The organism is Leptospira wolffii serovar Khorat str. Khorat-H2, assembly GCF_000306115.2.
Lineage (GTDB): Bacteria > Spirochaetota > Leptospiria > Leptospirales > Leptospiraceae > Leptospira_B > Leptospira_B wolffii.
Genome location: NZ_AKWX02000023.1, coordinates 376,594 through 402,567 on the forward strand (window position 1 = coordinate 376,594; position 25,974 = coordinate 402,567).

Annotated in this window: 25 protein-coding genes; 19 read left to right on the forward strand and 6 right to left on the reverse strand. The window is 47.3% G+C overall.

Translation table 11 applies throughout. The features are described from left to right. Positions 1-6: 6 nt before the first annotated feature. The 3 genes from LEP1GSC061_RS19865 to LEP1GSC061_RS19875 form a co-directional block, all read right to left on the reverse strand. On the reverse strand, positions 7-426 hold the full coding sequence (locus LEP1GSC061_RS19865) for an LA_3696 family protein (RefSeq protein ID WP_016547398.1): 420 nt from the start codon (positions 424-426) through the stop codon (positions 7-9). A 170-nt stretch (positions 427-596) separates the two neighbouring features. Then, positions 597-1,076 carry a flavin reductase family protein gene (locus LEP1GSC061_RS19870; RefSeq protein ID WP_016547198.1) on the reverse strand — a complete coding sequence of 160 codons (480 nt, stop codon included), beginning with the start codon at positions 1,074-1,076 and terminating at the stop codon, positions 597-599. 159 nt (positions 1,077-1,235) lie between these two features. After that, complete coding sequence (locus tag LEP1GSC061_RS19875; protein ID WP_016547387.1) at positions 1,236-2,726, reverse strand: amidase; 1,491 nt, start codon at positions 2,724-2,726, stop codon at positions 1,236-1,238. A 223-nt stretch (positions 2,727-2,949) separates the two neighbouring features. Between LEP1GSC061_RS19875 and LEP1GSC061_RS19880 the strand changes: the two genes are divergently transcribed. Continuing rightward, entirely contained in the window at positions 2,950-3,918 is a 969-nt protein-coding gene (locus tag LEP1GSC061_RS19880; RefSeq protein ID WP_156844606.1) for an ankyrin repeat domain-containing protein, read from the forward strand. Between the two features lie 151 nt (positions 3,919-4,069). Continuing rightward, a complete protein-coding gene (locus LEP1GSC061_RS19885; protein ID WP_016546981.1) occupies positions 4,070-5,782 on the forward strand; it encodes an HsdM family class I SAM-dependent methyltransferase in 1,713 nt (570 codons plus the stop codon). Between the two features lie 7 nt (positions 5,783-5,789). Here LEP1GSC061_RS19885 and LEP1GSC061_RS19890 read toward each other — a convergent pair whose 3' ends face one another. Together LEP1GSC061_RS19890 and LEP1GSC061_RS19895 are read right to left on the reverse strand one after the other, a co-directional pair. Next, positions 5,790-6,215, reverse strand: a complete 426-nt coding sequence (locus LEP1GSC061_RS19890) for a MarR family winged helix-turn-helix transcriptional regulator (RefSeq protein ID WP_016547052.1) — start codon at positions 6,213-6,215, stop codon at positions 5,790-5,792. Positions 6,216-6,290: 75 nt separating this feature from the next. Then, entirely contained in the window at positions 6,291-6,755 is a 465-nt protein-coding gene (locus LEP1GSC061_RS19895) for a MaoC family dehydratase (RefSeq protein ID WP_040510181.1), read from the reverse strand. Positions 6,756-7,390: 635 nt separating this feature from the next. Between LEP1GSC061_RS19895 and LEP1GSC061_RS19905 the strand changes: the two genes are divergently transcribed. The 14 genes from LEP1GSC061_RS19905 (at position 7,391) to LEP1GSC061_RS19970 (ending at position 20,144) form a co-directional block, all read left to right on the forward strand. Further along, on the forward strand, positions 7,391-7,768 hold the full coding sequence (locus LEP1GSC061_RS19905; RefSeq protein WP_040510183.1) for an NADH-quinone oxidoreductase subunit A: 378 nt from the start codon (positions 7,391-7,393) through the stop codon (positions 7,766-7,768). Further along, positions 7,759-8,319, forward strand: a complete 561-nt coding sequence (locus LEP1GSC061_RS19910) for an NADH-quinone oxidoreductase subunit B (protein ID WP_016547371.1) — start codon at positions 7,759-7,761, stop codon at positions 8,317-8,319. The genes LEP1GSC061_RS19905 and LEP1GSC061_RS19910 overlap by 10 nt, the downstream gene beginning before the upstream one ends. Continuing rightward, positions 8,316-8,837 carry an NADH-quinone oxidoreductase subunit C gene (locus LEP1GSC061_RS19915; RefSeq protein ID WP_016547306.1) on the forward strand — a complete coding sequence of 174 codons (522 nt, stop codon included), beginning with the start codon at positions 8,316-8,318 and terminating at the stop codon, positions 8,835-8,837. Before LEP1GSC061_RS19910 ends, LEP1GSC061_RS19915 begins: the two co-directional genes overlap by 4 nt. Positions 8,838-8,847: 10 nt before the next feature. Next, positions 8,848-10,062 carry an NADH-quinone oxidoreductase subunit D gene (locus tag LEP1GSC061_RS19920; RefSeq protein ID WP_040510186.1) on the forward strand — a complete coding sequence of 405 codons (1,215 nt, stop codon included), beginning with the start codon at positions 8,848-8,850 and terminating at the stop codon, positions 10,060-10,062. Next, positions 10,062-10,541, forward strand: a complete 480-nt coding sequence (nuoE, locus tag LEP1GSC061_RS19925; protein ID WP_016547240.1) for an NADH-quinone oxidoreductase subunit NuoE — start codon at positions 10,062-10,064, stop codon at positions 10,539-10,541. The genes LEP1GSC061_RS19920 and nuoE overlap by 1 nt, the downstream gene beginning before the upstream one ends. An 11-nt stretch (positions 10,542-10,552) precedes the next feature. Beyond that, positions 10,553-11,839, forward strand: a complete 1,287-nt coding sequence (nuoF, locus tag LEP1GSC061_RS19930) for an NADH-quinone oxidoreductase subunit NuoF (protein WP_016546997.1) — start codon at positions 10,553-10,555, stop codon at positions 11,837-11,839. Beyond that, positions 11,840-12,898, forward strand: a complete 1,059-nt coding sequence (gene nuoH / locus LEP1GSC061_RS19935) for an NADH-quinone oxidoreductase subunit NuoH (protein WP_016547073.1) — start codon at positions 11,840-11,842, stop codon at positions 12,896-12,898. Further along, complete coding sequence (locus LEP1GSC061_RS19940; RefSeq protein WP_016547430.1) at positions 12,892-13,506, forward strand: NADH-quinone oxidoreductase subunit J family protein; 615 nt, start codon at positions 12,892-12,894, stop codon at positions 13,504-13,506. Before nuoH ends, LEP1GSC061_RS19940 begins: the two co-directional genes overlap by 7 nt. Continuing rightward, positions 13,503-13,838: an NADH-quinone oxidoreductase subunit NuoK gene (gene nuoK / locus LEP1GSC061_RS19945; RefSeq protein ID WP_016547346.1), complete on the forward strand. Its 336-nt coding sequence runs from the start codon at positions 13,503-13,505 to the stop codon at positions 13,836-13,838. Before LEP1GSC061_RS19940 ends, nuoK begins: the two co-directional genes overlap by 4 nt. Before the next feature lie 4 nt (positions 13,839-13,842). Further along, the gene (nuoL, locus tag LEP1GSC061_RS19950; RefSeq protein WP_016547464.1) at positions 13,843-15,756 is read left to right on the forward strand and encodes an NADH-quinone oxidoreductase subunit L; all 1,914 of its coding nucleotides are present in this window, start codon (positions 13,843-13,845) and stop codon (positions 15,754-15,756) included. Then, positions 15,757-17,406, forward strand: coding sequence for a complex I subunit 4 family protein (locus LEP1GSC061_RS19955; RefSeq protein WP_016547405.1), 1,650 nt, complete (start codon positions 15,757-15,759; stop codon positions 17,404-17,406). Continuing rightward, positions 17,403-18,884: an NADH-quinone oxidoreductase subunit N gene (locus LEP1GSC061_RS19960; RefSeq protein ID WP_016546926.1), complete on the forward strand. Its 1,482-nt coding sequence runs from the start codon at positions 17,403-17,405 to the stop codon at positions 18,882-18,884. The genes LEP1GSC061_RS19955 and LEP1GSC061_RS19960 overlap by 4 nt, the downstream gene beginning before the upstream one ends. A 3-nt stretch (positions 18,885-18,887) precedes the next feature. Continuing rightward, a complete protein-coding gene (locus LEP1GSC061_RS19965) occupies positions 18,888-19,397 on the forward strand; it encodes an SseB family protein (RefSeq protein WP_016547111.1) in 510 nt (169 codons plus the stop codon). 186 nt (positions 19,398-19,583) lie between these two features. Then, positions 19,584-20,144 carry a hypothetical protein gene (locus LEP1GSC061_RS19970; RefSeq protein ID WP_232218524.1) on the forward strand — a complete coding sequence of 187 codons (561 nt, stop codon included), beginning with the start codon at positions 19,584-19,586 and terminating at the stop codon, positions 20,142-20,144. Positions 20,145-20,155: 11 nt separating this feature from the next. On the opposite strand, the gene LEP1GSC061_RS19975 is transcribed toward LEP1GSC061_RS19970, so the two are convergent. Continuing rightward, entirely contained in the window at positions 20,156-20,575 is a 420-nt protein-coding gene (locus tag LEP1GSC061_RS19975) for an MAPEG family protein (protein WP_016547055.1), read from the reverse strand. A 145-nt stretch (positions 20,576-20,720) separates the two neighbouring features. On the opposite strand from LEP1GSC061_RS19975, the gene LEP1GSC061_RS19980 reads away from it, so the two are divergent. The 3 genes from LEP1GSC061_RS19980 (at position 20,721) to LEP1GSC061_RS19990 (ending at position 25,953) form a co-directional block, all read left to right on the forward strand. Next, entirely contained in the window at positions 20,721-24,605 is a 3,885-nt protein-coding gene (locus LEP1GSC061_RS19980; protein ID WP_232218528.1) for a PAS domain S-box protein, read from the forward strand. A gap of 146 nt (positions 24,606-24,751) precedes the next feature. After that, a complete protein-coding gene (locus LEP1GSC061_RS19985) occupies positions 24,752-25,210 on the forward strand; it encodes a hypothetical protein (RefSeq protein ID WP_016547475.1) in 459 nt (152 codons plus the stop codon). Beyond that, the gene (locus tag LEP1GSC061_RS19990; RefSeq protein WP_016547466.1) at positions 25,210-25,953 is read left to right on the forward strand and encodes a hypothetical protein; all 744 of its coding nucleotides are present in this window, start codon (positions 25,210-25,212) and stop codon (positions 25,951-25,953) included. Before LEP1GSC061_RS19985 ends, LEP1GSC061_RS19990 begins: the two co-directional genes overlap by 1 nt. Positions 25,954-25,974 lie beyond the last annotated feature (21 nt).

The window sequence follows — 25,974 nt, forward strand, 5'->3', positions numbered from 1 at the left end:
AAGCCCTTATTCCAAGAGTTTGAATAAGGCGATATAGAAGGGTACCACCCCGAAAATACAGACTACGATCCAGCGTGTTTGGGCCGTGATGGACGCCTGGATGTCTCCGATTTTTCCGTGAACCTTCGCGAATTCTTGGTGAACCTCTTTGAACTCTTCCTGGACCCCGACGAATCCTGCATGCATTTCCGCTCTCAGTTCCGAGATCCCGGTGTTCGTGTCCGTTCGGAATTCCGCGATTTCGCCGCGGAGGCATCCGACTTCTTCGGCCAATCTACGCTCGTAACGTTCCGTTGTTAATTCGATCATGTTTTGCCTACCGTATTCCCGAGCTTTGTGAATATAATCCACAAAGGCCTCGGTTCCTTTTTCTCCCAAAACGTCTCTCAATGATTTGGATGGAAAGGGATACATTTCTGCGCTCATGCTACACGTCCTCCCGACCGTATGCAAGTGCTTCTTGCCGGTCTTTTAGATTCCTTTCCGGAGGATCGAGGTAGGATGACGGTTTTTTAAGAATATTATGGAATTTTGATTCTATATTATGAGGAGAATGAGAAGGCGGAATCCGAATTCCGCCTTCGTTTTTGGAATATTCAGATATTATAATATTTTCTGCGATAATAGAGTAGGGGTCTTTTGCTATCGTCAGAGACTGAAGCCAGAACTCTGCCGATAACTATAGTGTGATCCCCCCCGTCCACCTGCTTTTCCACTTCGCATTCTATCCTGGAAAGGGTTCCGCTCAGGAAGGGAACTCCGTTATGTCCTAGGTCGCATCCTAATTTTTGTATGAGTTCGTGTTTATCGATTTTTCCGGATGCGAATTGGTTGGATAGTTCCTCCTGGTCGGACGCAAGAACGTTTACGGTGAATAATCCCGAGGAGAGCAAGGGATCGTGGCTCGCGATATTTTTCTGGAGACTAAACAATACTAAAGGCGGATCCAGGGAAAGGGAGCTAAAACTGCTCACGGTTAGACCTCCGCTTCTTAAAGGGTCGGAAAAGGTGACTACGGTGACGCCGGAGGCAAAATGAGAGAGAGCGTTTTTGAATTCGTCCGTACTAAAAGACATAGGAAGTAAATAGTTTAGAATCCCTATTTGTAAAGTGGGAATTGCCGGAAAAATCTTCCTATTTTCCGGCTAAAACCGACTTCAAGTATGATAGAACTTCGAAAGAAGCGATCGTTAATCGCTATCCGAGGATTTAAGTCCGATCTTATACGGAAGAATTTAGGCTTTCTTGATATCCGCCCAAGGTCTCGCTTTTTCCAATTGAGCGGAGAATCGAAAGAGTACATCCTCCCTCGCTCTTTTAGCGGTGAACATCATTCCGATCGGTAATCCCAGATTCGTTTTGGAAAGTGGGATAGATACGGAAGGCTGTCCGGTTAGATTCGCCAATTGAGTGAACGGCGTGCGGGAAAGATTCTTTTCCACTAACTGATCCACCATTCCGGTTGCGAGTAATAGTTTTCCAGTACCGATCCTGCCTATGATTTGCATCGCAATTTCTTCATAAAGCTTGGGCGCGAGTTCTCCGATTTTGGCGGGAGGTTCCGCAGTAGTAGGCGTTAGATACAGATCATAATCTTTTAGGAATTCTTCGCTAGTGTAAGCGGCTTCGTCCCAGGTTCGGATGGCGGACACGAAATCTCCCGCCGAGATGGAACGACCTAATAATCCCAGGATCCAAGTCGTAGATTCCACGTCTCCCATCTTGGCCTTTCTGCCTAACACTCGATCGAGTCTTCCTATTTCCGAGGCCACTTCTCCGAAATACATGGTAACGTAAGCCTTCGCCAATTTCTTTCCGTCGATTTTAGGAGAAGCGGGTTCCACCTTATGACCCAAGGACTTTAAGAGTTTTACGGTATCTTCCAAAGCCGAAATATGATCGGGGTGGACAGGAGTTCCTATAGGGGATTCGGAAGAATAAGCGATTCTTAATTTACCCGGAGCCTTTCTGGTTTCGGAAAGATAGGAGGATTTGTTTTTTTCCAAAGAGAATGCTTCCGAAATATCCGCGCCCGAAACTAGATCCAATACTGCGGCGCTATCCCTAACCGTCTTGGTAAGTACATGATCCGCAGAGGCTCCTTGCCAAACTCTACCGTACGGATACACGGGAACTCTTCCCCGGGAAGGTTTGAATCCGTAAAGTCCGCAGTAGGCGGCGGGGATTCGAATAGAACCTCCTCCGTCGGAACCCGTTGCGATACTTACCATGCCGGAAGCGATCGCCGAGGCGGATCCTCCGCTGGATCCTCCGGGAGTCCTTTCGGGATCCCAAGGGTTCCTAGTGGGACCGTGAAACTTTGGCTCCGTAATTCCCATAAGAGCGAACTCAGGTACGTTGGTCGTGCCTATGAATACGAATCCTGCGTTACGAAGCTTGGCAACGAATGCGCTATCCTTTGTAGGGATATAAGTGCTATAAGCCTTGGAACCCGCAGTGATATTTTGGCCTTGCACTTCGTGGATGATATCCTTGATCAATAGAGGAACGCCGTAAAAAGGTCCCCTAGGAATTTTTCCGGAACGAAGCTGTTCTCTAGCTTGCTCCGTAGTATTTAGAACGACCGCATTTAAATCCGGATTGAACCTTTCGATCTTCTTAGCGGAAAACTCTAGTAGGTCCTTGGCCTGAGCCTTCTTTTTTCTTACCAATTCGGCCAAACCGATTGCATCGAATGAATCGAAAGGATCTGTAATATGGGTCATATAAACCAACTTTAAAGGATATGAAAAAGAGAGCTTTGGTCTTGGGTCTAAGGCCTTGTCGTCCGGAATTATCGGGAACTATTCCCTGCCGACTCCTCTCTAAGGGAAAGAGGCATAGTTTAGAATCTGGCTCGGTCAAGGATAATCCCCGGATTTTTCCGGGGAAATTTCATTTATAGAATCGGGCCCGAAACCAGTATAGGTAATATCGGTGTTATAAAGAATGGATGCAGTCATTAAACTAAATAGATATGGGTGGAGAGTATGGATTTTGCTCATGTTCTGCATCTTCACCCCTGCCTCCGCAGCTTCGGAGACGGATCGGGATTTTCTACGATTCGTAAAAGAAGGAGATTTGCGTAAGGTAGAGGCCCTTTTAGCCCAAGGTGCCACCGTAGACGCCAAAGACGAGGAAGGTCGAACGGCCCTGATGCTTGCGGACGGAGAGGATGTGGTTGAATTTTTGATCAAGCACGGGGCCAATCTGAACGCGCAAGACGCGGATGGAAATTCAGTACTATTCTATCGACTACTTCCTATCCTAAAAGTAAAGGTCCCCGACATGGACGATTTGGCGGAGGCCAAACGATTGATCGAGTCGGGCGCTCTTGTGGAATACATGGCTCGAAAAGGAGAGGAGCAGCATCCGGTTTCTCTTCTGAACATGGCGATTCGGAATCAGAGTTTGGTCTTAGTAAAGTTTCTAGTGGAAAACGGAGCCAATCCCAATCACGATCCGGGCGGCGTGGAAGAGTATCCTTTATTCTTGGCGGTAGGAGGCTCTTCTTCTCCTCCTACCTTGGCGATCGCCGAATATCTATTGGCCAACGGCTCCAAGGCGGTATTTACCAGCAGGCTTAAGGAGATCTCCGGTCCGAACGGTTCTAAACAGATCGGAGCCAGAAACGCCTTACATTTCGTAACGGAATCTCCGAACGCGGATCCTAAGATTTACGACGTACTCGTTAAAGCGGGGACGAACATCAATCATAGGGATGCAGAGGGGCGATCCCCCTTGATCGAGGCGGTTCTTCGTAAGAATGTCCAGGGGGCCTTGAAGCTGATCCAATTAGGCGCGGATATATCTTTAGCGGATAACCAAGGAAAGACGGCCTTAGATTTGGCTAAAGAAGGCCAGCTTCCCGAAATAGAGAAAGTTTTGACGGAAAAAAATTCCGCAAAAGCCCAGTAAGGCGCCAATCCTTTAGTATACAGTTTCCTTCTCCCTTATATAGGGAGAAATTTCTATCTTTGTATACTTTTTTCCCGATCGATATAACAATTGTAAGGTTGCCGCCTATTGCGTTCGTCATATGAACGCTAAACAGGCGAAAACCGGATAGATGTTTCTAACACCCGACGATACAATAAAGTTTCTCTCCCATCGTTCGGATCCTAAATCTAAAGCACTGGGCCAGTTTTTTACTCCTAAGGTCCTCGTGAAGCTGATGCTGGATTGGATTTCGGAAGCCGAAGCTTTCTCCCGTTCGGAGGCTAAAGTCCGTATATTGGATCCGGGAATGGGAAAAGGGATTTTCTTTAAGGAATTCTTCCAAGCCTTTCCTTCGGTTTCCGCGGAATTTCACGGTTGGGAGATAGATCCGATTCTATTCGAGGAGTCCTCTCATTCTCTAGAGAAGATTGGAATTCGTAAGGAAGATCTTTATCTTAAGTTGGGAGACTTTCTGCAAGGAGAAGCGTCGCGATTGTACGATATTATTTTGTGCAATCCTCCGTATCTGCGCTTAAGTCATTCCAAGTTGGGAAAGGAATTTATCGATAAATTCGAGACTCAGATCCAAGCTGAGATTCCAGGCACGGCGAATCTTTACGTTTTCTTTTTGCTCCGTATACTAAAGTCCTTGGAAAAGAACGGAAGGGCTTCCGTACTTCTGCCTTTCGAGTTTCTGAATGCGGGATACGGAGTGCCGATTAAGAAAGCTTTGATAGAATCTGGCAGTTTGCGTCGTATACTGTTACTAAATTCTTCATGGTCCTTCTTTCACGGTGCGGTGACTTCTTCCTGTATACTGTTTTTGGAGAATTCTCCCTCTAAAGAAGAGGGCTTTCATTGGGCTAGGACGTCGCCTTCTTTTTTAGAAGGTGAAAATGTACGCTTGGAAGATATGAAATGGATCCCGGCGAAGCTCGATGTGGGAGAAAAATGGACGTTTCAGTTGAAGGAAGAGAAGGAATTTTCGGAAGAAATAAAAAATGATGATAAAAAATCAACTAACAGCAATTATGTGACAATGTCGAAAAGTTTTCGTCATGGTTGGGTCCCCATAAAGGAATTCGGAAGTTTCAGAAGAGGAATCGCTACTGGAGACAACGGATATTTTCTTCTTTCTGAAAAGGACGCAACGAATCTATCCATACCGTATTCTTATCTTAGATCGTCGATTCCGAAGGCGCAGTATGCTCTCTCACCCTTCTTTACCGGAGAAGATTGGGACATTCTAAGATCCGGCGGAGCTAAAGTTTGGCTTTTGGATGCGAAGGATGTTCCCGACGATAACGAGCAGATGGGGATTCGTAAATATCTGGCAGAAGGAATCAAAAGAGGAGTGCCGGATCGATTCCTTCCATCCCGCCGTAAGCCTTGGCATTCTCAGGAAAATCGGGGCCCGTGCAGGATATTAGCCACTTCTTTCCATAGAGAAGAGGTGAGATTCGTATTCAACCAGAGTCCGGCAGTGCATCTGACTTGTTTTCACGGTTTCTCTTCCAAGCCGGAGTATTCCCATCTGGAGGAATTCCTTTTCGCCTTCCTCATCACTCCGCATGTGAGAAAGGAACTCGAGTCCAGAACGAGAGAATATGCGCAGGGGCTGCGAAAAGTGGAGCCCGGGGATTTGAATTCCTTGTTCGTACCCGATTTTAGAAAATTAAAGGAAACCGAAAAGGAAAGAATCGGTAAATTGCTGCATAATTATAGGAGCAGTATTCGTCCCTGGATTCCCGGAAGAAGGCCCAAAGGGGAAAAGGGACCTAGAAATACGGAGGCGGAAGCGACCCTCCGAGATATCGAAAAAGAATTCTTATCCGAAGCTTAAAAAAATCCTATTTTAGATTTTTATAAAGCTTGTCCAGAAGCCGTACTAATTCCTTTTTTTCCGGTTCGGTAAATCCCTTATATAGTCCGGATAAAAGGGAGCGGGAAATCCCCAGCATAACGGGGCGTATTCCGTACGCCTTACGAGTGAGTTGTAGATTTACCACTCTCTGGTCCTGTCCATCCTTGACTCTTTCCACATAACCTAAATCTTCCAATTTGTCCACAAGGGCCGTTAAGGTGGATTTGTCCCGGTCGATCATTCTCGCGATCTCTTGCATGGGGACTTTCTTGGACATGGCCAAAGCGAAGAGTATATCCGCGTGGGTGGTGGTGAGTTGTCCTAGGCCTTTTTCCTTTAATTCCGAGTTCAATCTCCTATGGAATTCGTCTCGGATTCTGGAGATAAGGTATATGATCGTGCGGGGATTCATACGTTTATGATTCGATTCCTGTTTTGTTTTTGTAGAAACGGCCCTACCTAGAGAGAATAGGAGGGCCTTTCCGCCTCAACCGAATTGGTAGAGGTAGATGACTTCTCCGATTGCGGCAGGCTTAGGCGCCCCTTCCACTTCGAAGCTGAGCTTTAGGGTCATTCTCGCAGTTCCTCTCAGATCCTTGAGTTCCAATAATTCGGCTCTCAATCGGAGTTTGGATCCTACTTTTACCGGATCTAAAAAGCGCAGCTTTTCCATTCCGTAATTGATTCCCATTTTAATATTCTTTAATTCGAGAATCTGGCTTAAGAGATAGGGAGCCATGGAGAGTGTCAGGTACCCGTGAGCGATCGTGGTTCCGAAAGGGGATTCCTTGGCGGCTCTGGCCGGGTCCGTATGGATCCATTGGTGATCCAAGGTGGCGTCCGCAAAAGTGTTGATCTGAGCCTGAGTGATTTCATGGGGCTCGGAGACTCCGAGTTCTTTTCCTACGTAAGTTTCCAATTCTGCAAAGCTGGAGATGACGAGTTTGGGCATGTATTCTTCTCTTTTTCCGGGTAAGCCGGGTCTGTATCGGTCTATAGCTTGCCCCATTCATTAGTTTTGTCACCAACTTTTCGGTCGAAACCAGAACAGTCGTTCTGTTTGATGTCCAAAATTATAAGCGGAAAACGAGGGAGCTTGCCGTCAAAGCGGTCGGTCTAAATCCGGAAGAACGGAAACTCTCGCCCTTTTACTTTAGAAAGCGGAGGAGAAGAGGGGTTCTTCCGTCGTTCCAAGGATTTCGGGTTGCATATTCCGATCCGGATAATATTTTCCAAAACGATTTCGGATCGAGCTCTCCGAATGAAGATTATGAAAACTTAATATATTGGACGAACGATACGCTCCCTGGAACGAGGCGATCCCGCAAATTCGACGAGACCGCAGAACAGTCGTTCTGTTTTTGCTCTGTCGAGTTGGGATCTTTGGATTACTTATTGAAATACATTCTCATTTCCTGTGGAGACTCTTAGAACCGCTCGCCCGGATTTTTTACACGAGAAAAAGAAGGACCGGGAAGAAAATGAAAGTTCAAAAAGATAGAATCCGGTCTTCCGATCTCTTAAAAGCTACCCATTCGGGATTTTAGATTGACATTGGCCCCTGTCGAGGTTTCGATGAAGGAAGATATGGGAAGTACGCCGGAACATCTAGGCCCCCTTCTGATTCAATTCCTGCTGGGAGTAGGGTTCTCCGCCCTCATACTCTCTCTCGCTTTTCTGCTAAACCCGAAAAAGAAATCCAAGATCCACGACACTTTCGAGTGCGGGGTTCCCTATTACGGCGATGCAAAAGGATTATTTAATATCAAGTTCTATCTTGTGGCCGTCCTTTTCATCCTGTTCGATATCGAAGCGATTTTTCTTTTTCCATATGCGGTAAATCTGAAATCCTTTAAGGAGGCCGGACTCGGAAACTTCCTCCTTATAGAGATGTTCGTCTTCATCTTTACTCTGGTCGTCGGACTGTATTATATTCGGAAGAAGGGGGCATTGGAATGGGATTGAACGAACAACTCAGCCAACCTGGCCAATCCTACGGGGATTCTTTCCAAATCGCGAGCGTGGATTCCGTAATCAACTGGGGGAGAAGTTATTCTCTTTGGCCTTATCCTTTCGCGACGGCTTGCTGCGGGATCGAATACATGAGTACTTCCTGCGCCGATTACGATATCGCTCGTTTCGGAGCGGAGAGACCCTCTTTTTCTCCCAGACAGGCGGACATGATTCTGGTCTTAGGGACCATCACTTATAAAATGGCTCCCGTCCTCCGAGAAATTTACGATCAGCTTTCCGAACCCAAGTTCGTGATCAGCTACGGAGCCTGCGCTTCTTCGGGGGGAATGTTTCACGCTTACTCCGTACTCCAGGGGATAGATAGGATTCTTCCCGTGGACTTGTACGTTCCGGGTTGTCCTCCTAGGCCGGAAGCTCTTTTAGACGCAGTGGTAAAACTCCAAGAGAAAGTGAAAACGCAAGGCTTGGAGGCTAGGCGCCAGGAAGTAATGAATAAGATCCGGGAAATGAACGAAAGAAATAAGCCCCTGGTCGTACGATGAAAGAAGCGATTGCGAGTTTTTTAAAAGAAAAATTTCCCCATTTCCTTTCCAAAGAAGAAGAGGTGAACTCTAATCTTCCCACCTTCCATTTGAAACCGGAAGGAATCGTTCCCGTTCTTACCACTCTCAAGACCGCTCCCGGCATAGAGCTGAATTATCTGAACGATTTGACCGCCATAGATTGGTTGGGAAAGAAAACCCCTCGTTTCGAGGTCTGTTACCTTCTCCGTTCCGGAAATAAATCCTCTAGCAAGACTCAGTTCCGTGTTGCTGTGGAAGACGGTGAGGAAATTCCGAGCATCATCGGTATTTTTAAAGGCGCCAATTGGCCGGAAAGAGAGGTATTCGATCTTTTCGGAATCCGATTCCTCGGCCATCCTAGAATGGACAGACTCATCATGCCCGATAATTTCCAGGGTCACCCTCTTAGGAAGGACTATCCGTTAGAAGGATTCGGTCAGGATTATCTGGTAGAAGACCTTCTTACCATCCATTTGAAAGACGATATGGAGGCCTAAGATGACCGCGATGTACGAAAAAACGGCCGAGCATTTCAGTTTGAAGCAAAGGGCCCTCCCCGAAGGGCATTTACTCGTGAACCTCGGGCCTTCTCACCCTTCCACCCACGGGATTCTGCAAAACGTAATCCAATTGGACGGAGAACGGGTCGTGGACGCGGAGTCCGTGATCGGTTATGTGCATAGAAGCTTCGAGAAGCTGGGCGAAAAATATACTTATAACCAATTTCTGGTCTGCACGGACAGAATGAACTATGTGTCCACTCCTCTGAATAATATCGGATGGATTCTGGCCGTGGAAAAAATGATGCAGATCCAGGTTCCGGACAAGGTCACTTATGTGAGGATGATCGTCTCGGAACTTTCCAGAACCATGGACCATATCATCTGCAACGGGATTTTGGGTGTGGACCTGGGAGCATTCTCCGGGATGTTGCACCTTTTCCATCATAGGGAAAATATCTACCAGGTTCTGGAAAAACTAACCGGTGCGAGACTCACTACTACATTCTGTAGGGTGGGTGGCCTAGAAAAGGATATCTATCCCGATTTCGAAAAGGATGTGAGAACCATCATCAAGGGGCTCCGCCCCGCGATCGAGGAGTTCCAGGACCTATTAGTAAATAATAGAATCTTTATGGATCGCACCCAAGGTATCGGGGGAATCTCCGCCGAAGACGCGATCGCCTACGGTTATTCCGGTCCCAACTTAAGGGCAGCAGGCGTTCCTTGGGATATTCGCAAGGACGATCCTTATATGTTCTACGATAAGGTGGACTTCGACGTTCCGGTAGGAGAGGATGGATCGGTTCTTCATAGGACTCTGGTTCGTATGGAAGAAATGCGCCAATCTCTAAGAATCGTGGAGCAATTGATAGACGGACTTCCTTCCGGACCTCATCACGCAGATCTGCCTCATATCTATCTCCCGGAAAAAAGCAAAGTTTATCATAACATGGAAGAGTTGATCTACCATTTCAAACTCATCATGCACGGGATCAAGGTTCCTCCGGGAGAATATTATCTGTCCACCGAAGCGGCCAACGGAGAGTTGGGTTTCTATATCGTTTCGGAAGGGGAAAAATCCCCTTGGAGAGTGCATGTGCGTAGGCCTTGTTTTTGGTTCTATCAATCCTTTCCCGAGCTTGTGAAGGGCGGACTTCTGGCGGATACGGTCGCTACGATGAGTTCCTTGAACGTAATCGCAGGGGAGTTGGATTGCTGATGTCTTATACTTTTTCTTCGGAATCCGAAACGAGAATCTCCAAACTATTGGAGATGTTTCCCGACAAAAGAAGCGTGATTCTGCCCGGTTTGTATCTTTTGCAAAAGGAGCACGGGTTCGTGAGCCGGGAAGGAATGGAGGCCTTAGCCCAAAGAATCGGAGACCCGATCTCTTTGGCTCACGTCTACGGTGTCGCCACATTCTACACTCTATACAATAAGAAACCCGTGGGAAAATTCCATATCCAGGTTTGCGGTACTTCCAGTTGCTATATCCGGGGAAACGATAAATTGCAGGATCATATCTGCTCCAAACTCGGAATAGAGCCCGGCGACACCACGCCCGACGGCAAGTTCACAGTCGAAGAAGTGGAATGCTTGGGCGCCTGCGGATACGCGCCTATGGTGCAAATCAACGAAGAATATTACGAAAATCTGACATTCGAAAAGATAGATCAGATTTTGAAGGATTTGGCGTAAGAAGGAAACCAATGGCCGAAATGAAAATCCTCACCAAGTATATAGAAGATCCTCGCTCCAACGAGTTGGACTTTTACGAATCCGTTCACGGCTACGACGGGATGAAAAAATCCCTGCAGATGCAGCCGGAAGAAATCATAGAGATCGTGAAAAAATCGGGCTTAAGAGGCAGGGGGGGCGCCGGCTTTCCCACCGGTCTGAAATGGTCCTTTATTCCTAAGGATATTCCCAAGCCCAAATATCTGATTTGCAATGCCGACGAAGGAGAGCCCGGAACCTTTAAGGACCGCAAGCTCATAGAGAATCTTCCCCACCAGATCATAGAAGGTATGGTGATCGGCGCCAAGGCGATCGGAGCGAATAAAGGTTTCTTTTATATCCGGGGAGAATTCAACAAAGGGATCGATTCCATGCAAAAGGCCATAGACGAGGCCTATGCGAAAGGATACTTGGGAAAAAATATCCTGGGTAGCGGCTTCGATTTCGATTTGGTTTTGTATGCAGGAGCCGGAGCCTATATCTGCGGAGAAGAGACCGCTCTTATCAATTCTTTGGAAGGTCGTAGGGGCCATCCTCGTCTGAAGCCTCCTTTTCCCGCGGTTTCCGGACTCTATCGTTGTCCTACAGTCGTGAATAACGTGGAAACTTTCTCCACCGTTCCTCATATCATCGATAAGGGAGCGGATTGGTATTCCAAGATCGGTACGGAAAAATCTCCAGGTACCAGATTATTCTCCGTATCCGGTCATGTGAAACGTCCCGGAGTATACGAGATCGAATTGGGGACTCCTCTTTTGGAACTCGTGAACGATCTTTGCGGCGGGATGTTGGACGGAATGCCTCTGAAAGCGGTGATTCCCGGGGGATCGTCGGTTCCCATTCTTACCGCGGAAGAATGCAAAACCGCTAATATGGATTTCGAATCCATGGCGGCTCATAAGACCATGCTCGGATCCGGTGCGGTTATCGTCATAGGAGAAGGGACCGATCTAGTCGAGACCACATACCGTTTTGCAAGATTCTACGCACACGAATCCTGCGGACAGTGCACTCCCTGCCGAGAAGGCACTCATTGGGTGAAGGACCTTCTACATAAGATCAAGGACGGAGAAGGGACAAGTGCCGATTTGGAGCTCATTCTTTCCTTGGCTAGAAATATGGAGGGAGGTACGACTATTTGTCCTCTCTCGGACGCATGTGTGGGTGCGGTTCGTCCTACCATCTTGAAGTTCAGGCACGAGTTCGAAGCCAGATTGAAAGACAAGGCCTCCGAACCTGAGACGAGCGGGGTTCAATAGATGGACTGGGGTATCGTTCTTCTGTGGCTTTTGAAAAGTACTCTTTTCTTCGTAGTATTCATAACCGCATGCGCTTATTATACATTAGCGGAACGTAAAGTAGCAGGTTATATCCAGGACAGAAAAGGGCCGAATCGCGCGGGGCCTTTCGGGCTATTGCAGCCTCTCGCGGACGGGATCAAATTCCTGACCAAGGAAGAGATCTTTCCGAAGAATGTGAACCGGGTCATGTATCTGATCGCTCCGGCGATTTCCATGACCTGCGCCATCATGGCCTGGTCGGTGGTACCGTTGGGAGGCACGATTTTAGTTCCGGATTGGATCGCCGCGAAGACGGGGATTGCGGTTCTGGATCTTCAGATCGCGAATCCGGATACGGGAATTTTGTTCCTACTCGCGATTTCCAGTCTTTCCGTATACGGAATCATATTGGCCGGTTGGTCCAGTAATAATAAATATTCTTTGATCGGCGGGATCCGCTCTACGGCTCAGATGATCAGTTACGAACTTCCCTTGGGAATGTCCGTGGCGGTGATCGTGATTCTGACCGGTTCCCTCAAGTTAACCGATATCAACGATGCTCAGATCGGCCTCTGGAATATCTTCAAATTGCCCGGATTCATCGCGTTTTCCGTCTTCGTCGTGGCGATGTTTGCCGAGACCAACCGTTTACCCTTCGACTTGGCCGAAGCGGAATCGGAATTGGTCGTGGGTTTCCATACGGAATACGGAGCCTTCAAGTTCGCTCTATTCTTCATCGCGGAATACATGAATATGATCACCATGAGTTGCGTGGTCACCATTCTGTTCTTCGGGGGTTACCATCTTCCTTTCGGTTGGTTGAACGGGTCTCCTTGGCAGGCTGTGGCGGGGCTGGGGTTTTTCACGTTTAAGGTCCTATTCTTCGCGTTTTTATTCATGTGGGTGCGCTGGACTCTTCCTCGCTTTCGTTACGACCAATTGATGACCATCGGTTGGAAGAAAATGATTCCTTGGGCGATCGCAAACATCATCATCGCCAGCGTTTACGTCGGTTGGGACGGTTTTTGGAAATGGTAGGAATATTCGATAATCCGGAGCTTCTCCTCTTTTTTATTTTCGGGGGAGTTTTGATCGCGGGCGCCTTGGGAGTCGTTTTTCATCCCAATCCCATCAGTTCGGCAGTGTTGTTAGTGCTTTCCTTTTTTGCGTTAGCCGGTATCTATGCGGTGATCGGTTCCGTCTTCGTAGCAACGATGCAGGTTCTGGTGTATGCGGGTGCGATTATGGTTCTCGTTGTATTCGTTTTGATGCTGCTATCTTTGCACGACGAGGGTATCGGCCAACTTTGGAACCATCCTCTGAAAAAGATCTTGGTTCTATCTCTAGTGGTTCTTTTGGGAATCGTTTTGACGAATGCGGCCAGAGAAGGCGTTCCTAATACGGATTCCGCTCCCAAAGGTTATTCCTCCGAGGGAGCTTATCAGTATCCTCTTACTCAAAAGACCGAGACCGAAGAACCGGACGTTTCCGTGGAAGGGAACACCGCAGTCGTAGGAACTTCCATGTTCTTGGATTATCTTCTACCGTTCGAAATCGTATCCGTGCTTCTATTAGCCGCGGTATTAGGGGCCGTGATCTTAGGGAAAAAGAATCTGGGAAAAAAACCGGGAGAAGGAGAATCATGAATTCCGAAATTCTAAAGCCTAGTGTAGCCGGAATTCCGGTGGAATATCTCCTGATTTTGGCTTGTATCGTGTTTTCCATAGGAGTCGCGGGCGTACTCTTTAGAAGGAGTGCGGTGGTCATCTTCATGTCCGTGGAGCTAATGCTCAATTCAGTGAATCTGGTTTTCGTGGTATTCTCCAAGGCGCTGCATCAGGTCCAGGGAGAAGTGGTGGTGTTCTTCGTAATGGCCATCGCCGCGGCGGAAGCGGCCATAGGTTTGGCTCTTGTAGTTGCGATTCATCGGAAAAAGAAAACCAGTTTCGTAGACGAAATGAACTTAATGAAATGGTAATGTAATGGCCTGGGAATTACTCGTACCTCTTTTAGTCCTTTCTCCTCTTCTCGGGGCCGTGCTGAACGCTTTCTTCGGAAGATTTCTAAAGGGATCTCTACCCGGGGTTATCGGGACCTTATTCTCCTTCGCTTCCTTCGGCTTGGGAGTTCTTGCCTTTTTGCAATACCGTCCGATGGGCCGCACGACTCCCGAGATCGTTCCATTCTTCTCTTGGCTGGATGTGGGCGGTCTGAAAGTGGACATCGCTTATCAGGTGGACCATCTTTCCCTTTTTATGACTCTCATCATTACCGGGATCGGAAGTCTTATCCATCTATATTCCATAGGCTATATGAAGGGAAATCCCGGCATTGCCAGATTCTTCTCTTATCTGAATCTTTTCTTATTCTCCATGTTGCATCTGGTTCTTGCGGAGAATTTGGTTCTTCTATTCTTCGGTTGGGAAGGAGTGGGGCTATGCTCTTATCTTCTTATCGGATTCGATACTCATAAGAAGAACGCGGCGGACGCAAGCATTAAGGCGTTCGTAACGAACCGTGTTGCGGATTTGGGAATGGTCATCGGGATCGCTCTCACATTCTGGTTACTCGGAACGGTTTCCTTTACCCAGATCGCGATTTCCTTTCCGCACTCCTCTCTTTTTCTGAAGGCTCTGCCAGTGGTCGCGATTTGCTTCTTTATCGGAGCCATGGGTAAGTCCGCTCAGTTTCCATTTCACGTTTGGTTGCCGGATGCGATGGCGGGACCTACGCCGGTGTCCGCTTTAATACACGCGGCTACGATGGTGACTGCCGGATTGTTCCTGATCGCCAGATTGAATTATATCTTCGCGCTCGTTCCTCAGGTGGGATTTTGGATCGTAGTGATCGGATCCTTTACGGCATTCTTCGCGGCGACCATCGGGGTTTACCAAAACGATATCAAGAAGGTGCTCGCATATTCCACGGTTTCCCAATTGGGTTATATGTTCGTGGCTATGGGAGCCGGGGCCTATGTTTCGGGACTGTTCCACCTTTTAACTCACGCATTCTTCAAGGCGCTTCTATTCTTGGGTTCCGGATCCGTTATACATGCTTTGGACGACGAACAGGATTTGAGAAGAATGGGGGGCCTTAAGTCTCACATGAAGATCACCTGGTGGACCTTCTTACTGGGAACCTTGGCGATTACGGGAGTGCCTCCTTTTAGCGGATTCTTCTCCAAGGATCTGATTCTGGAAAAGGCTTACTTCTTTCATCCTGTATTCTTCGCTACCGGTGCGGTAACGGCTTTCCTTACCGCATTCTATATGTTCCGTCTAACGTTTTTGGCTTTTACCGGAAAATCCAGGGTGAATCCTAAGGTTCATCCTCATGAATCCCCTTGGACCATGACTTTTCCTCTGATTCTGCTCGCTGTAGGTGCCGCGTTTTCAGGCTATCTTTTGATTCCAGAGTCACTTGGGGGAGTGGATCTTTTGGAGAGATACTTCGCTCCTATTTTCGCTCGATCCCCTTCCGGCCACGCGGAGGAGCATCATTTGACTCCGAGCATAGAGCTGATGCTCGCATCCGTTTCTTTGGGTGTGGTGGCTTTAGGTGCGGGAATCTACTGGTTCTTCTTCGCTAAAAAAGAAAAGATTCCGGGAGACGAAAGCGAGTATAAAGGCCTAAGACTCCTAGTAGCGAATAAATACTATGTGGACGAGTTCTTCCAAGTGGTACTGATCGGACCTCTTACCGCCTTCTCCGAATTCTTATCCCAAGTGGTGGAAAGAAGGCTATTGGATCGGGTTTTGGTAGGCGCGGGAAGAATTTCCGCGGGAATCGGATCCGTATTGAGAAGAATACAAACAGGCACAGTAGTAGATTACGCTTTCTTAATCGTTCTCGGAACCGTTCTGATTTTATCCGTATTTTTATGGAGGGGAATGTAAGTGCCCCAGAGTTATTTAAGCATACTGCTCTTTCTTCCCGTTTTAGGAATCCCTCTCCTGTTCCTTTCCAAAAAGGAGGCTTGGATTCGTAGCGTAGCTTCCCTTTTGACGTTAGGCGTATTCGGGATGACCGTTCCTTTGTTTTTGGAATTCGCCCAGGGGGACAGCGGCTTTCAGTTCTCTCATAGAATCTGGAATTTCTTGGATCTGGGAAACGGCGGGCTGGACTATTATGTAGCCGTGGACGGATTCTCTCTTCTGCTCGTGGCGATGTCCGCTTTGTTATTTTTCCTTTCCGCCTTATCCGCATTTTCCAACGTAAAGCACAGGGTAAGAGAATTCTTCATCTTACTGCTTCTGGTGGAGACGGGGGTTCTGGGTGTATTCCTTTCCGTAAACCTAATACAGTTCTACGTATTCTGGGAATGGATGGTCTTGCCTTTTACCCTAATGGTGGGGATTTGGGGAGAATCGGGAAGAATCAAGGCCGCGATGAAATATCTGGTATTCTCCTTTACCGGATCCGTGTTCATGCTCGCGAGTATTTTGGTTTTATTCAGTTATACCGGAACTTTCGATCTGGAGAAATTAGCGGTCGCTCCTTTGAATTCCATTCCTCCCGAGCTTAGATTTTGGCTCTTCATGGGTTTCAGTTTCGCGTTTGCGATCAAAGTTCCGCTGTTTCCTTTGCATACATGGATGCCGGACGTTCATGAGGAAGCGCCCACCGTCGGTTCCGTGGACTTGGCGGGAATTCTTCTCAAGATCGGACTCTTTGCCTATATACGAGTGGTGATTCCCATCTTCCCTCAGGTATTCTTGGAATACAGGAGTTTCTTCGCCGGTCTTGCCGTAGCGGGTATCGTTTACGGAGCCGTAGTGGCCTTGACTCAGAAGAACAGCAAGAGGCTCATCGCCTTCTCCTCTCTTTCTCATATGGGGTTCTGTATTTTAGGGATCCTGACGTTGACCGAGGAGGGAGTGTCCGGGGGAATGTTACAGATGGTGAATCACGGATTTACCTCTGGTTTACTTTTCTTTATATTAGGAATGCTGCATGAAAGAACCGGAACCAATTCCTTGGGCGAATATTCCGGTCTTGCCAAATCCGCTCCGCTTCTTGCTGCGTTCATAGGTTTGGGTGCATTCGCAAGTGCGGGTCTTCCGGGAACGAACGGTTTCGTCGGAGAATTTTTGATTCTTCTCGGTGCATTGAAATTCGATCTTTTATTGGGAATTATCGCCGGAACCGCGATCATTTTTGCCGCGGGGTATATGCTAATATTCGCAAAAGCGATCCTATTCGGAGAACCCAACGCGGTTGCATCCGGTATGGCTCCTCTGAGATTGAGGGAAAAGTTCATACTTTTTCTCACCGGGGGGATCATCATCGTAACGGGTGTATTTCCGAATCCTCTTCTTTCCTATCTGGAACCCAGCGCGAGAGTGGTATTGAACTCCGTATCCAAACAGGCTTTGGAAGAAAGAGCCTTTTCCGAACAGGAAGGATCTTTGAAAACGACGAATAAGAAATTCGTAAATTATAAGACTTTAGGAAGCGAAGTCCCGAGCTATGAGAATAGGATCCCTTCCTTGAAACCCGGAGGGATTCCGGGAAAAAGAACCGTCGCTGAGGAGGCGGTAGAATGAATTTGATTCCTAACTCGGCCGATCTATTCGCGATACTTCCCATTCTGGTCTTATCCGGCGGAGGAATTCTGCTATTGGTCCTACAATTCATTTTCCATAGGAACGAATTCAGGATCGTTAGATTCACTTCCGGATTGGTATTATTAGCCGCGATCGCTTCCCTTTTCTATTCCACCTACATATTTCCGAGAGTCGGATCCTATTTCGGACAACACTACGAAATCGATTCCCTTGGATTTTGGTTCGGACTATTGTACCTTGTCTCCGCCTTTGCCACAGTCCTCGCGTCTCCGAGAGCATTAGAACAACATAAAATGGAATTCCCCGAATTCTATCCATTGCTTCTATTCTCAGTGGTGGGAATGTTCCTTATGACCTCCGGAACGGATACGGTGACCGTATTCGTGGGTCTGGAACTTATGAGCATCTGTCTTTACGTTCTGGTGGGAATGGCGAGAAGCGATATCTTCTCCCTGGAAGCCAGTTTGAAATACTTCCTACTGGGTTGCTTTTCCACCGGATTCTTTTTGATGGGAATGGCTTTCCTGTTCGGAGGCTCCGGCACGACCCATCTCGGGGAATCCTTGAAGCCTTTGGTTCTTTCCGGTTTCGACGGAAATTTCACCAAGATCGGTCTTCTGTTATTACTTACAGGAATCGCGTTTAAGATAGCGCTTTTTCCGTATCATTCCTGGACTCCCGACGCTTATGAGGGCGCGCTCACTCCCGTCACCGGCTTCATGGCGACGGCTTCTAAGTCGGCCTCTATGGGATTATTACTTTCGGTTTTCTTAAAATTGCCAGAACCGGTCCAGGGGAAGGAGTGGACTCTCATAATGGGAATCCTGGCCTTACTCTCCATGACCTTCGGAAATTTTGTGGCCCTTCGTCAAACCGGTTTAAAGAGGGTACTCGCGTTTTCTTCCATTGCGCATGCGGGCTACGTAGTCGCGGGGATCTCTTTGGGAATCAAGGAAGAATCCCTATTCTATCTAATTGTTTATTCTTTTATGAGCTTAGGCGCATTCTCCTTACTTTCCTTTTTGGAAGAAGGGAACAGACAGGTTACTTACGATTCCATAGCTGGACTCGCAAAAACCAGGCCTTGGACCAGTTTGGCCTTATTTCTATTCTTCCTATCTTTGGCGGGGATCCCTCCGTTAGGCGGCTTTTGGGCCAAGCTATTCCTCTTTCAAAAGATTGCGGAGAAGGGAGACGATTTCTCCCGCCTATTATTGATCGGTGGAATCGCAAACTCGGCTCTTGCACTGTATTATTATGTGAAAGTGGGAATCGTTTCCTATATGTCCTCCGAAGACGGAGAGATCGCCAAGGAAACCGCACCTAAGAGAAGTTACGGAATCATCTTCGTCTCGGGTTTCAGCTTGGCGGCGATTTTGGTCGGTTGGTTCTTTCTGCAGCCAAAGGACTTTACGGATCCTAAACTTCTTCCTAAGTCCGCGGAACTCAGAAAGTAAGGGATGGAAGCCTGGAAGCGACTCCTGGATTTTTGGGAGAATCTATTTATCAAGGTTCCGAAATTCGAAGGTAAGAATGCTCCCTTCCAGGAGGCAATGTATCTTTACTCCAAGAAGAAGAGCCCTAAGAATCTGGAAAGACTCTCTTCGGAGCTGACCAAGGCTTATTTTTTAGTGCCTCATACGCAGGCACCTCCGCCGAAAAAAGCCAAGCCTAAGAAAAAGGCCCCCGCCAAAAAAAAGAAGAAGGTAGCAAAGAAGGAGGAACCTGCTCCCATCGTGCTACTTCATATCAGCGACGAAAAAGGGAGGGTCTATCTGCCCGCCTTTTCCCATCCTTCCGAATCCCTGCGTTATTTCGGCAAAGAGACCTCTCTGATTCCCGTCACGGCCAAGGAACTTTGGTGGCTGGGGTTGCAGAATTCCGGTGTGTCCGGAGTCGCTATCGATCCGGGGTCCACGTTATGGATTCTTTCCCGGGATCATTTGGAGATCCTACAAAAGGAAAAATAATCGTTTCTCCCGTTTCGTTTTGGGTCAAACTAATCGCCTCTCCCGGTAATGGGATATCCAACAAATTCCTGCTGGATTCCCGCAGAGGCGGTTGCAATCTGGCCCTAGAGAGTTCTCCCCTTTATGTATTCTTATTTTCGAATATTCCCCTTTCTCTTCGCCGTTTTTTTCGCGAACGGATGTATTTTGCTGACCAACGGGGATTTTTCGGGAATACGGGATCGTTTCTCGGAGAGCGAATTTTTTCCTTATAAAAGACTTTCTCTCAGGATACTCTATATACCCGAAAAGAACGATATTATTTTCAATCTGAGCGAGGAAGAACAACAGGAAAGGGAACAGGAATGGAAAAAGATCCTTTCCTCCGCTTATCGAAACTCGGGGTTATTCGAAGAAGTCGTCTTGGACGAACCGGGCGATATAGAAATGCGAATCAAGATCGTAGAGGTAGAGGCTGAGGATAGGAATTTCTCCTATCTGATCTCCAAAGGATACGGGTTTGCTCCTTACAGAGAAGAAGGAAGCTTTCTGATGAGTTCCGATTTTTATAATTCGGAAGGAGTGCATCTTGGCTCGGTGGATTTGAGCGAGAAATACGAATATTATTATCAGGTTCTTTTCGTATTTCTCATGCCGTTCTATTATCCTTCCGGAGAATACGAGAAACTGGTGGAGAATATGGGCCTGAAGACTCTGCAACAAGCTCTTTCCAAAGGCTACTTAAAGATCGGCTCATCTAAAAAATGAACGCCCTTACCTTAAGAAATCAATTCCAGAAAAAAGTAAGCCCAGATCCCCGCGAGAACGAAGTTGCTGAAAGCGAAGGCAGCTAACCTATGATAGACGTTATTGTAGGTGAGATGTATCGTGCTATGTGCGAATCTTAGGGCGACGTAAACCCAAGCCCAGACCAATTCCGGAGGTTCTCCCTTGCCGGTTATGAAATGGAGTATGCAGATCAGGTAGAAAAGCATCGGGATTTCCAGTAGATTCATGTAATTGCGATTTGCTATGGAAACCCAAGGAGGCACTCTTTTGGATTCTCCGAACTTGAAATCATCGGCGGTTACTTTACCGTTGAAACCCGCGTAAAATCTGCGGATCGGTATTTGGAGAACCACTAAGAAGGTCAATAAAGCCATCGCTCCGATCGGAAATAGCCATAGTTCCTTTTGCATATCCTTTCCTACGTGTCTTGATACGGTAGGAAAAGGAATATTCTTTTGCCAGGATCTTGGCTACTAAGAAAAGCATATTCCGCGCAAAGAAGTCGGATCGGGAAACGGACTCAATTTTATATTGACCGGACCGAGTTTCCCGTTATTGTTACTGGCTTCTTTTTCGTCCAAAGAGAAAAGACTCGCGGATATGCACGATTATTTGGAGAAAGCACTCTACGACTTCTTAAAAACCGATCCGGAAGTCTTTCGTTTTTTGGAGACTTACGGTTTGGACGGGTTCTGGATTCGAGATATCCGAAAGCCTGAGAATCTTTGGCTCAGTCCTAAATTCCTTTCCGTTTTGGGATACAAGGAATTTCCCCGTACCGAGCCAGTTTGGGATAAGATCGTATTTCCCGAAGACGCGAATAAATTCGACTCCTTATCCAAGAGAAAGGAGAAGGAAAAGTCCTTTATTGTTCGTTACCAAACCGGCTCCGGTGTTGGAGTTCCTACGGAGAGCTTTTGTAGAAAATACGAACATGGCGGAATCGAGATCTTGGTCTGCTGCGTTAGAATTTCCGAACATTCCGTTCTTCCCACGGTTTCCGTGGCAAGAGGCATAGATTTTCTTTCCATTTTGGATACGATACCGTCCATCGTGGGCTACTACGATTCCAATTTAATCAGCCAAATGGCCAGCAAGGCGTATATGGATTGGTTCGGCGTTAAGCCGGACGGAGTGATCGGAAAACATATGCGCGAGATCGTAGGGGAAGAGATATATAATAAGAATATTATATATGTAGCCAAGGCTTTGAAAGGGGAAATTCAGAGATTCGAAAGATCGATCCCTTCTCCGGACGGTAAGTCGGTTAGGCACTCTCTGATGAATTATATTCCGGATATCCGGGAAGGCCGGACAGTCGGATTTACGGTAATCGTGAGCGATATTACCGAGATCAAGAATACGGAACTGGAGCTTCGCAGGACCAAGGAATTTTTGGAGCAGACAAGCCAGGTCGCCAAGGTCGGCGGTTGGGAGGTGGATTTCGATCGAAATACTATTTATTGGTCCCAGACCGTCAGAGAAATCCATGAGGTGTCGTCGGATTACGAACCGGACTTGGAGAAAGGGATTCTTTTTTATACCGAAGGAGATTGCAGGCAGTCCATCTCGGAAGCCGTAAATAAAGGAAGAGAGTTAGGAGTTCCTTGGGATTTGGAACTCCAAATCATCACGGCTAACGGTAGGAAGAAATGGGTCCGATCGATCGGGCATGTGGAATCGATAGACGGTAGATGTTCCAGGCTTTTCGGAACCCTTCAGGATATAGACGAGTACAAACGAATAGAAGTGGCAAACCTTCGATTGGCAAGAATCGTCGAATCGTCCCACGATTCCATCATAGGGAAGGATCTGGAGAATATAATAACGTCATGGAATTCCGGGGCCGAGAAAATCTTCGGCTATAAGGCGGAAGAAATCATCGGTAAATCCATTCATACTCTGATTCCGGAAGATAAACGTAAGGAAGAGGAAAGGCTGAACGAGGAAGTGAAAGCCGGCGGAGAGATCGTTCAATTCGAAACCGTAAGAAAGGGTAAGAACGGTCATTGGTTGGTGATGTCCATCTCGGTTTCTCCCATGTACGATTCACGTGGAAAGGTAGTCGGCATTTCCGAAATAGGTAGGGATATCGGCGAGAAAAAGAGAATAAGAGAAACCTTCCAAGGGGCTTTCGAATATTCGGCGATCGGAATGGCAATAGTGGATCCGGACGGAAAATGGATCCGGGTGAATAAGAATCTCACGAAACTATTAGGATACACTCAGGAAGAATTGGCCTCGAAGTCTTTCGAGGATATCACCCATCCGGAGGACTTAGACAAGGACCTGGCTTTATTTAAGGAATTGGTGGCCGGGGAAAGAGAATGGTATCATTTAGAAAAACGTTATATTCGAAAAGACGGAAGCCCGGTATGGATACATCTATCGGTCTCCGTTGTCCGGGACGCGGAAGGGAAGCCCCTGCAGTTCGTCTCGCAGGTGATGGATATAGACGAACGAAAAAGAGCCGAGTTGGAGCTGTTTCGGGAAAAATCCAGACTTCTCGCATTCGTGGAGCATGCCCCGGCAGCGGTGGCAATGTTCGATACGGGAGTAAAATACGTTGCGGTGAGCCAGCGCTGGCTTATGGAATATCATCTGGAAGGCCGGGACATACTCGGACTCTCCCATTACGAGGTGTTCCCTAATATCTCGGCGGAATGGAAGGAAATCCATCAGAGATGTTTAAAGGGGGAGATTTTAAAGAACGACGAGGATATATGGAGACCTCCGGGATGGGAACACGACCAATACCTACGTTGGGAAGTCAGGCCCTGGTATAATTTGGACGGGTCGATAGGCGGGATCATGATGTTCACCCAGGATATCACGGAAAGCTGTCTGCAAAGAGAGGAATTGAAGAAGGCGAAATCGCTTGCGGAACAGGCCAATAAGGCTAAGTCCGATTTCTTGGCCAATATGAGTCATGAAATACGTACTCCTTTGAACGGGATCATAGGATTTTCGGACCTTCTTCTGCGAACTTCCTTGGATCAGACCCAGCATCAATATGCGCTTACAGTCTTTCAGTCCGCAGAATCCTTGCTGGATATAATAAACGATATATTAGATTTTTCAAAAATAGAAGCCGGTAAGTTGGAGTTGTCCTACGAAAAGACGAATCTTCTGGAGTTGTGCAGTCAGACCGTAAATGTGATCCGATACCAGGCCCAAAAGAAAGGGTTGGAAGTCCTCATCAACATTCCGAGCGACGTGCCTCGCTTCGTGAAAGCCGACGGAGTAAGGTTAAGGCAGATCATACTGAATTTATTCAGCAATGCGGTGAAGTTCACCGAGAGGGGAGAAATAGAATTTAAGATCGAAGTGGTGGAAAAAATTTCGAACACCGAATCCGTCTTTAGATTCTCCGTATCGGATACAGGAATAGGTATCGCGCCGAATAACCAAAAGAAAATCTTCGAAGCATTTACTCAGGAGGACGTTTCCACGACCCGAAGATTCGGAGGGACCGGATTAGGACTCACAATTTCGAACAAGCTTCTGGCGATTATGGGAAGCCAATTGCAACTCGTGAGCGAGTTGGGCGAGGGTAGTACCTTTTATTTCGACCTAAAGCTTCCCGTTTTGGCATCCGTAGGAGACGATTGGATACGGCTTCGCTCCATCAAGAAGGTTCTTGTGATCGATGATAACGATCATAATCTGGAACTTCTGAAGCAAATGCTATCTCTCCAAAAAATTCCCTTCGAGTCGGGAAGAAGCGGGGCGGAGGCTTTGGAAAAATTGGCTCTTGGTGAGAGATACGATATGATTCTATTGGATCACCGGATGCCTATTTTAAGCGGGTTAGAGACTGCGAGAAAGATCCGGGAAGAATTGAAAATCGGGATCGATCAACAACCGATCGTGCTTTTAAGCAGCGATCCGGATGAGGAGAATGTTCGTAAGGAATCCAAGAAATACGGAATCCAGGAAGTCCTGGCAAAACCGATATTCGTTCAGCAATTATTCGATGTGATGTCCAAGAATCAAATTATCCGGGAGCCTTTCCAATTTCCGGACGCTCCCGCCCCTGCGACTTCGATAGGTGCTCCTCGGATTTGGAAACCTGTCACGATATTGATCGCCGAGGACAACGATGTGAATATGATGCTCGCGAAAACGATCGTGTCTAGAATTCTACCCGCCGCTCGTATTTTGGAGGCTAAGACCGGAGAGGAAGCCGTGGATCGATTCGCTTTGGATTCCCCCGATCTAATCTTTATGGACATTCAAATACCCGAAATGAACGGTTACGAGGCGACAAGGTCCATTCGAAATTTAGAATCCGATAAGCATGTTCCGATCATAGCCGTTACTGCGGGAATCGTGACGGGTGAAAGGGAAAAATGCCTGGAAGCGGGAATGGACGACTATATCAGTAAGCCTGCGGTAAAAGCGGACTTTGCCAAAATTATTCTAAGATGGCTAGGCTGAGTCGATCGCATTCTCTTCGGATATCTCCCAATCGGGATAGAGTCGATTTCTTTTAGAACGCATCCTTCCTTTTGATATCGGGCTTTTTTAGATCGCGCAGTACTTCTTCTTGCAATTTTTCGCATATGGTTCCTGATTGCCACGTTATGCCAAAGGGACTTAAGATATTTCTCATCGTTTTCGTTAGCTTGGTTGTACTCGGAGGAGGCTGCCTCTATGTGGGAGGGATCTGGCTTGAGGGAGTATTCTCGAACCTGAAAGAGACCGGCGAAAAAACCCAGACCGAAGCGAAGGAATGGAGTAAGAAGCATACACAGGCGGAGGCATTGAACGAAGCCGTGAAGCGTGGCGAGGAATGTTCCGGGGACTTGGATCTTTCCTGTCTTATCCAGCAAAGACTCTTTCTAGGGTTCAGCTTGGAGGCGGCGAAAAAAACTCCGGGATTTTGTAAAAGCGTTCCTCCTACCGAAGAAATTATGAAATCGGCTACTTGGAGAGTGGAACAATGCCGCAAGTTGAAAGCGGACGGTTCTCAAAAATGTCCGAATGTGATCGCCGCTGTGCAGGATTATTGCGATAAAACCCGGGAAGCGAAGAATAAATAATGGCCGATGAGGAACGAAGCCCGGAAGAAAAACGAAACCAGATATTGATCAATATAGTACTGGCTTTCGCGTATATAATCGTATGCATCTTAACTACATTATTCGCGCCGACCACTCATAGAAGAATCTTGGAGTTCGAGGTCGGACGAACTGTAGGAACGGTAATAATCACCCTATTACTTCCGGGGCTCCTTCTGTTCGTAAAGGAACTCAGGAAATTTCGAACCTTTATTCTGATCGGACTCGGACTAGCGGCGGCTAATCTATTCATCGGAACGGGAATCCAAACTTTATTGTCTCAGGGTAGCCTCGAGGTTTCCCTTCCCGGAGAATACCGAGAGGGTCGAGTGATTAGAAATACCAAATTCGGAGAAGTGGAAGTGTTTTCCAAGGTGGCGGGAGATGGAAGATACATTTTTCTTTTGCAGGAGTATTCCTTTCGGAAAAGACCATTCCAAAAAATTTATTTAGAAGACATGGCGGATTGGCAAAGAGAGGAGATCTTGGGTAAGTCGCAAGAGGATCTGATATACCAAGAGGATGCGGATGATGTTCTCGGAACCGAATCCTTGGAACTTGCGATTCGAGTCGATTCGGAAAAATGCTTTAAGTCTAGATTTTATATCCTTTCCGGAAAATTATACCAGGTCTCGTATCTGGGTCCGATCTCCGAATCGGAATCTCCTAAAACTCGCGCATTTTTCGACTCAGTCAAAATTCGGCGAAGATTTCTTCCTATTTGACACGGATCCGATTTTTTATAG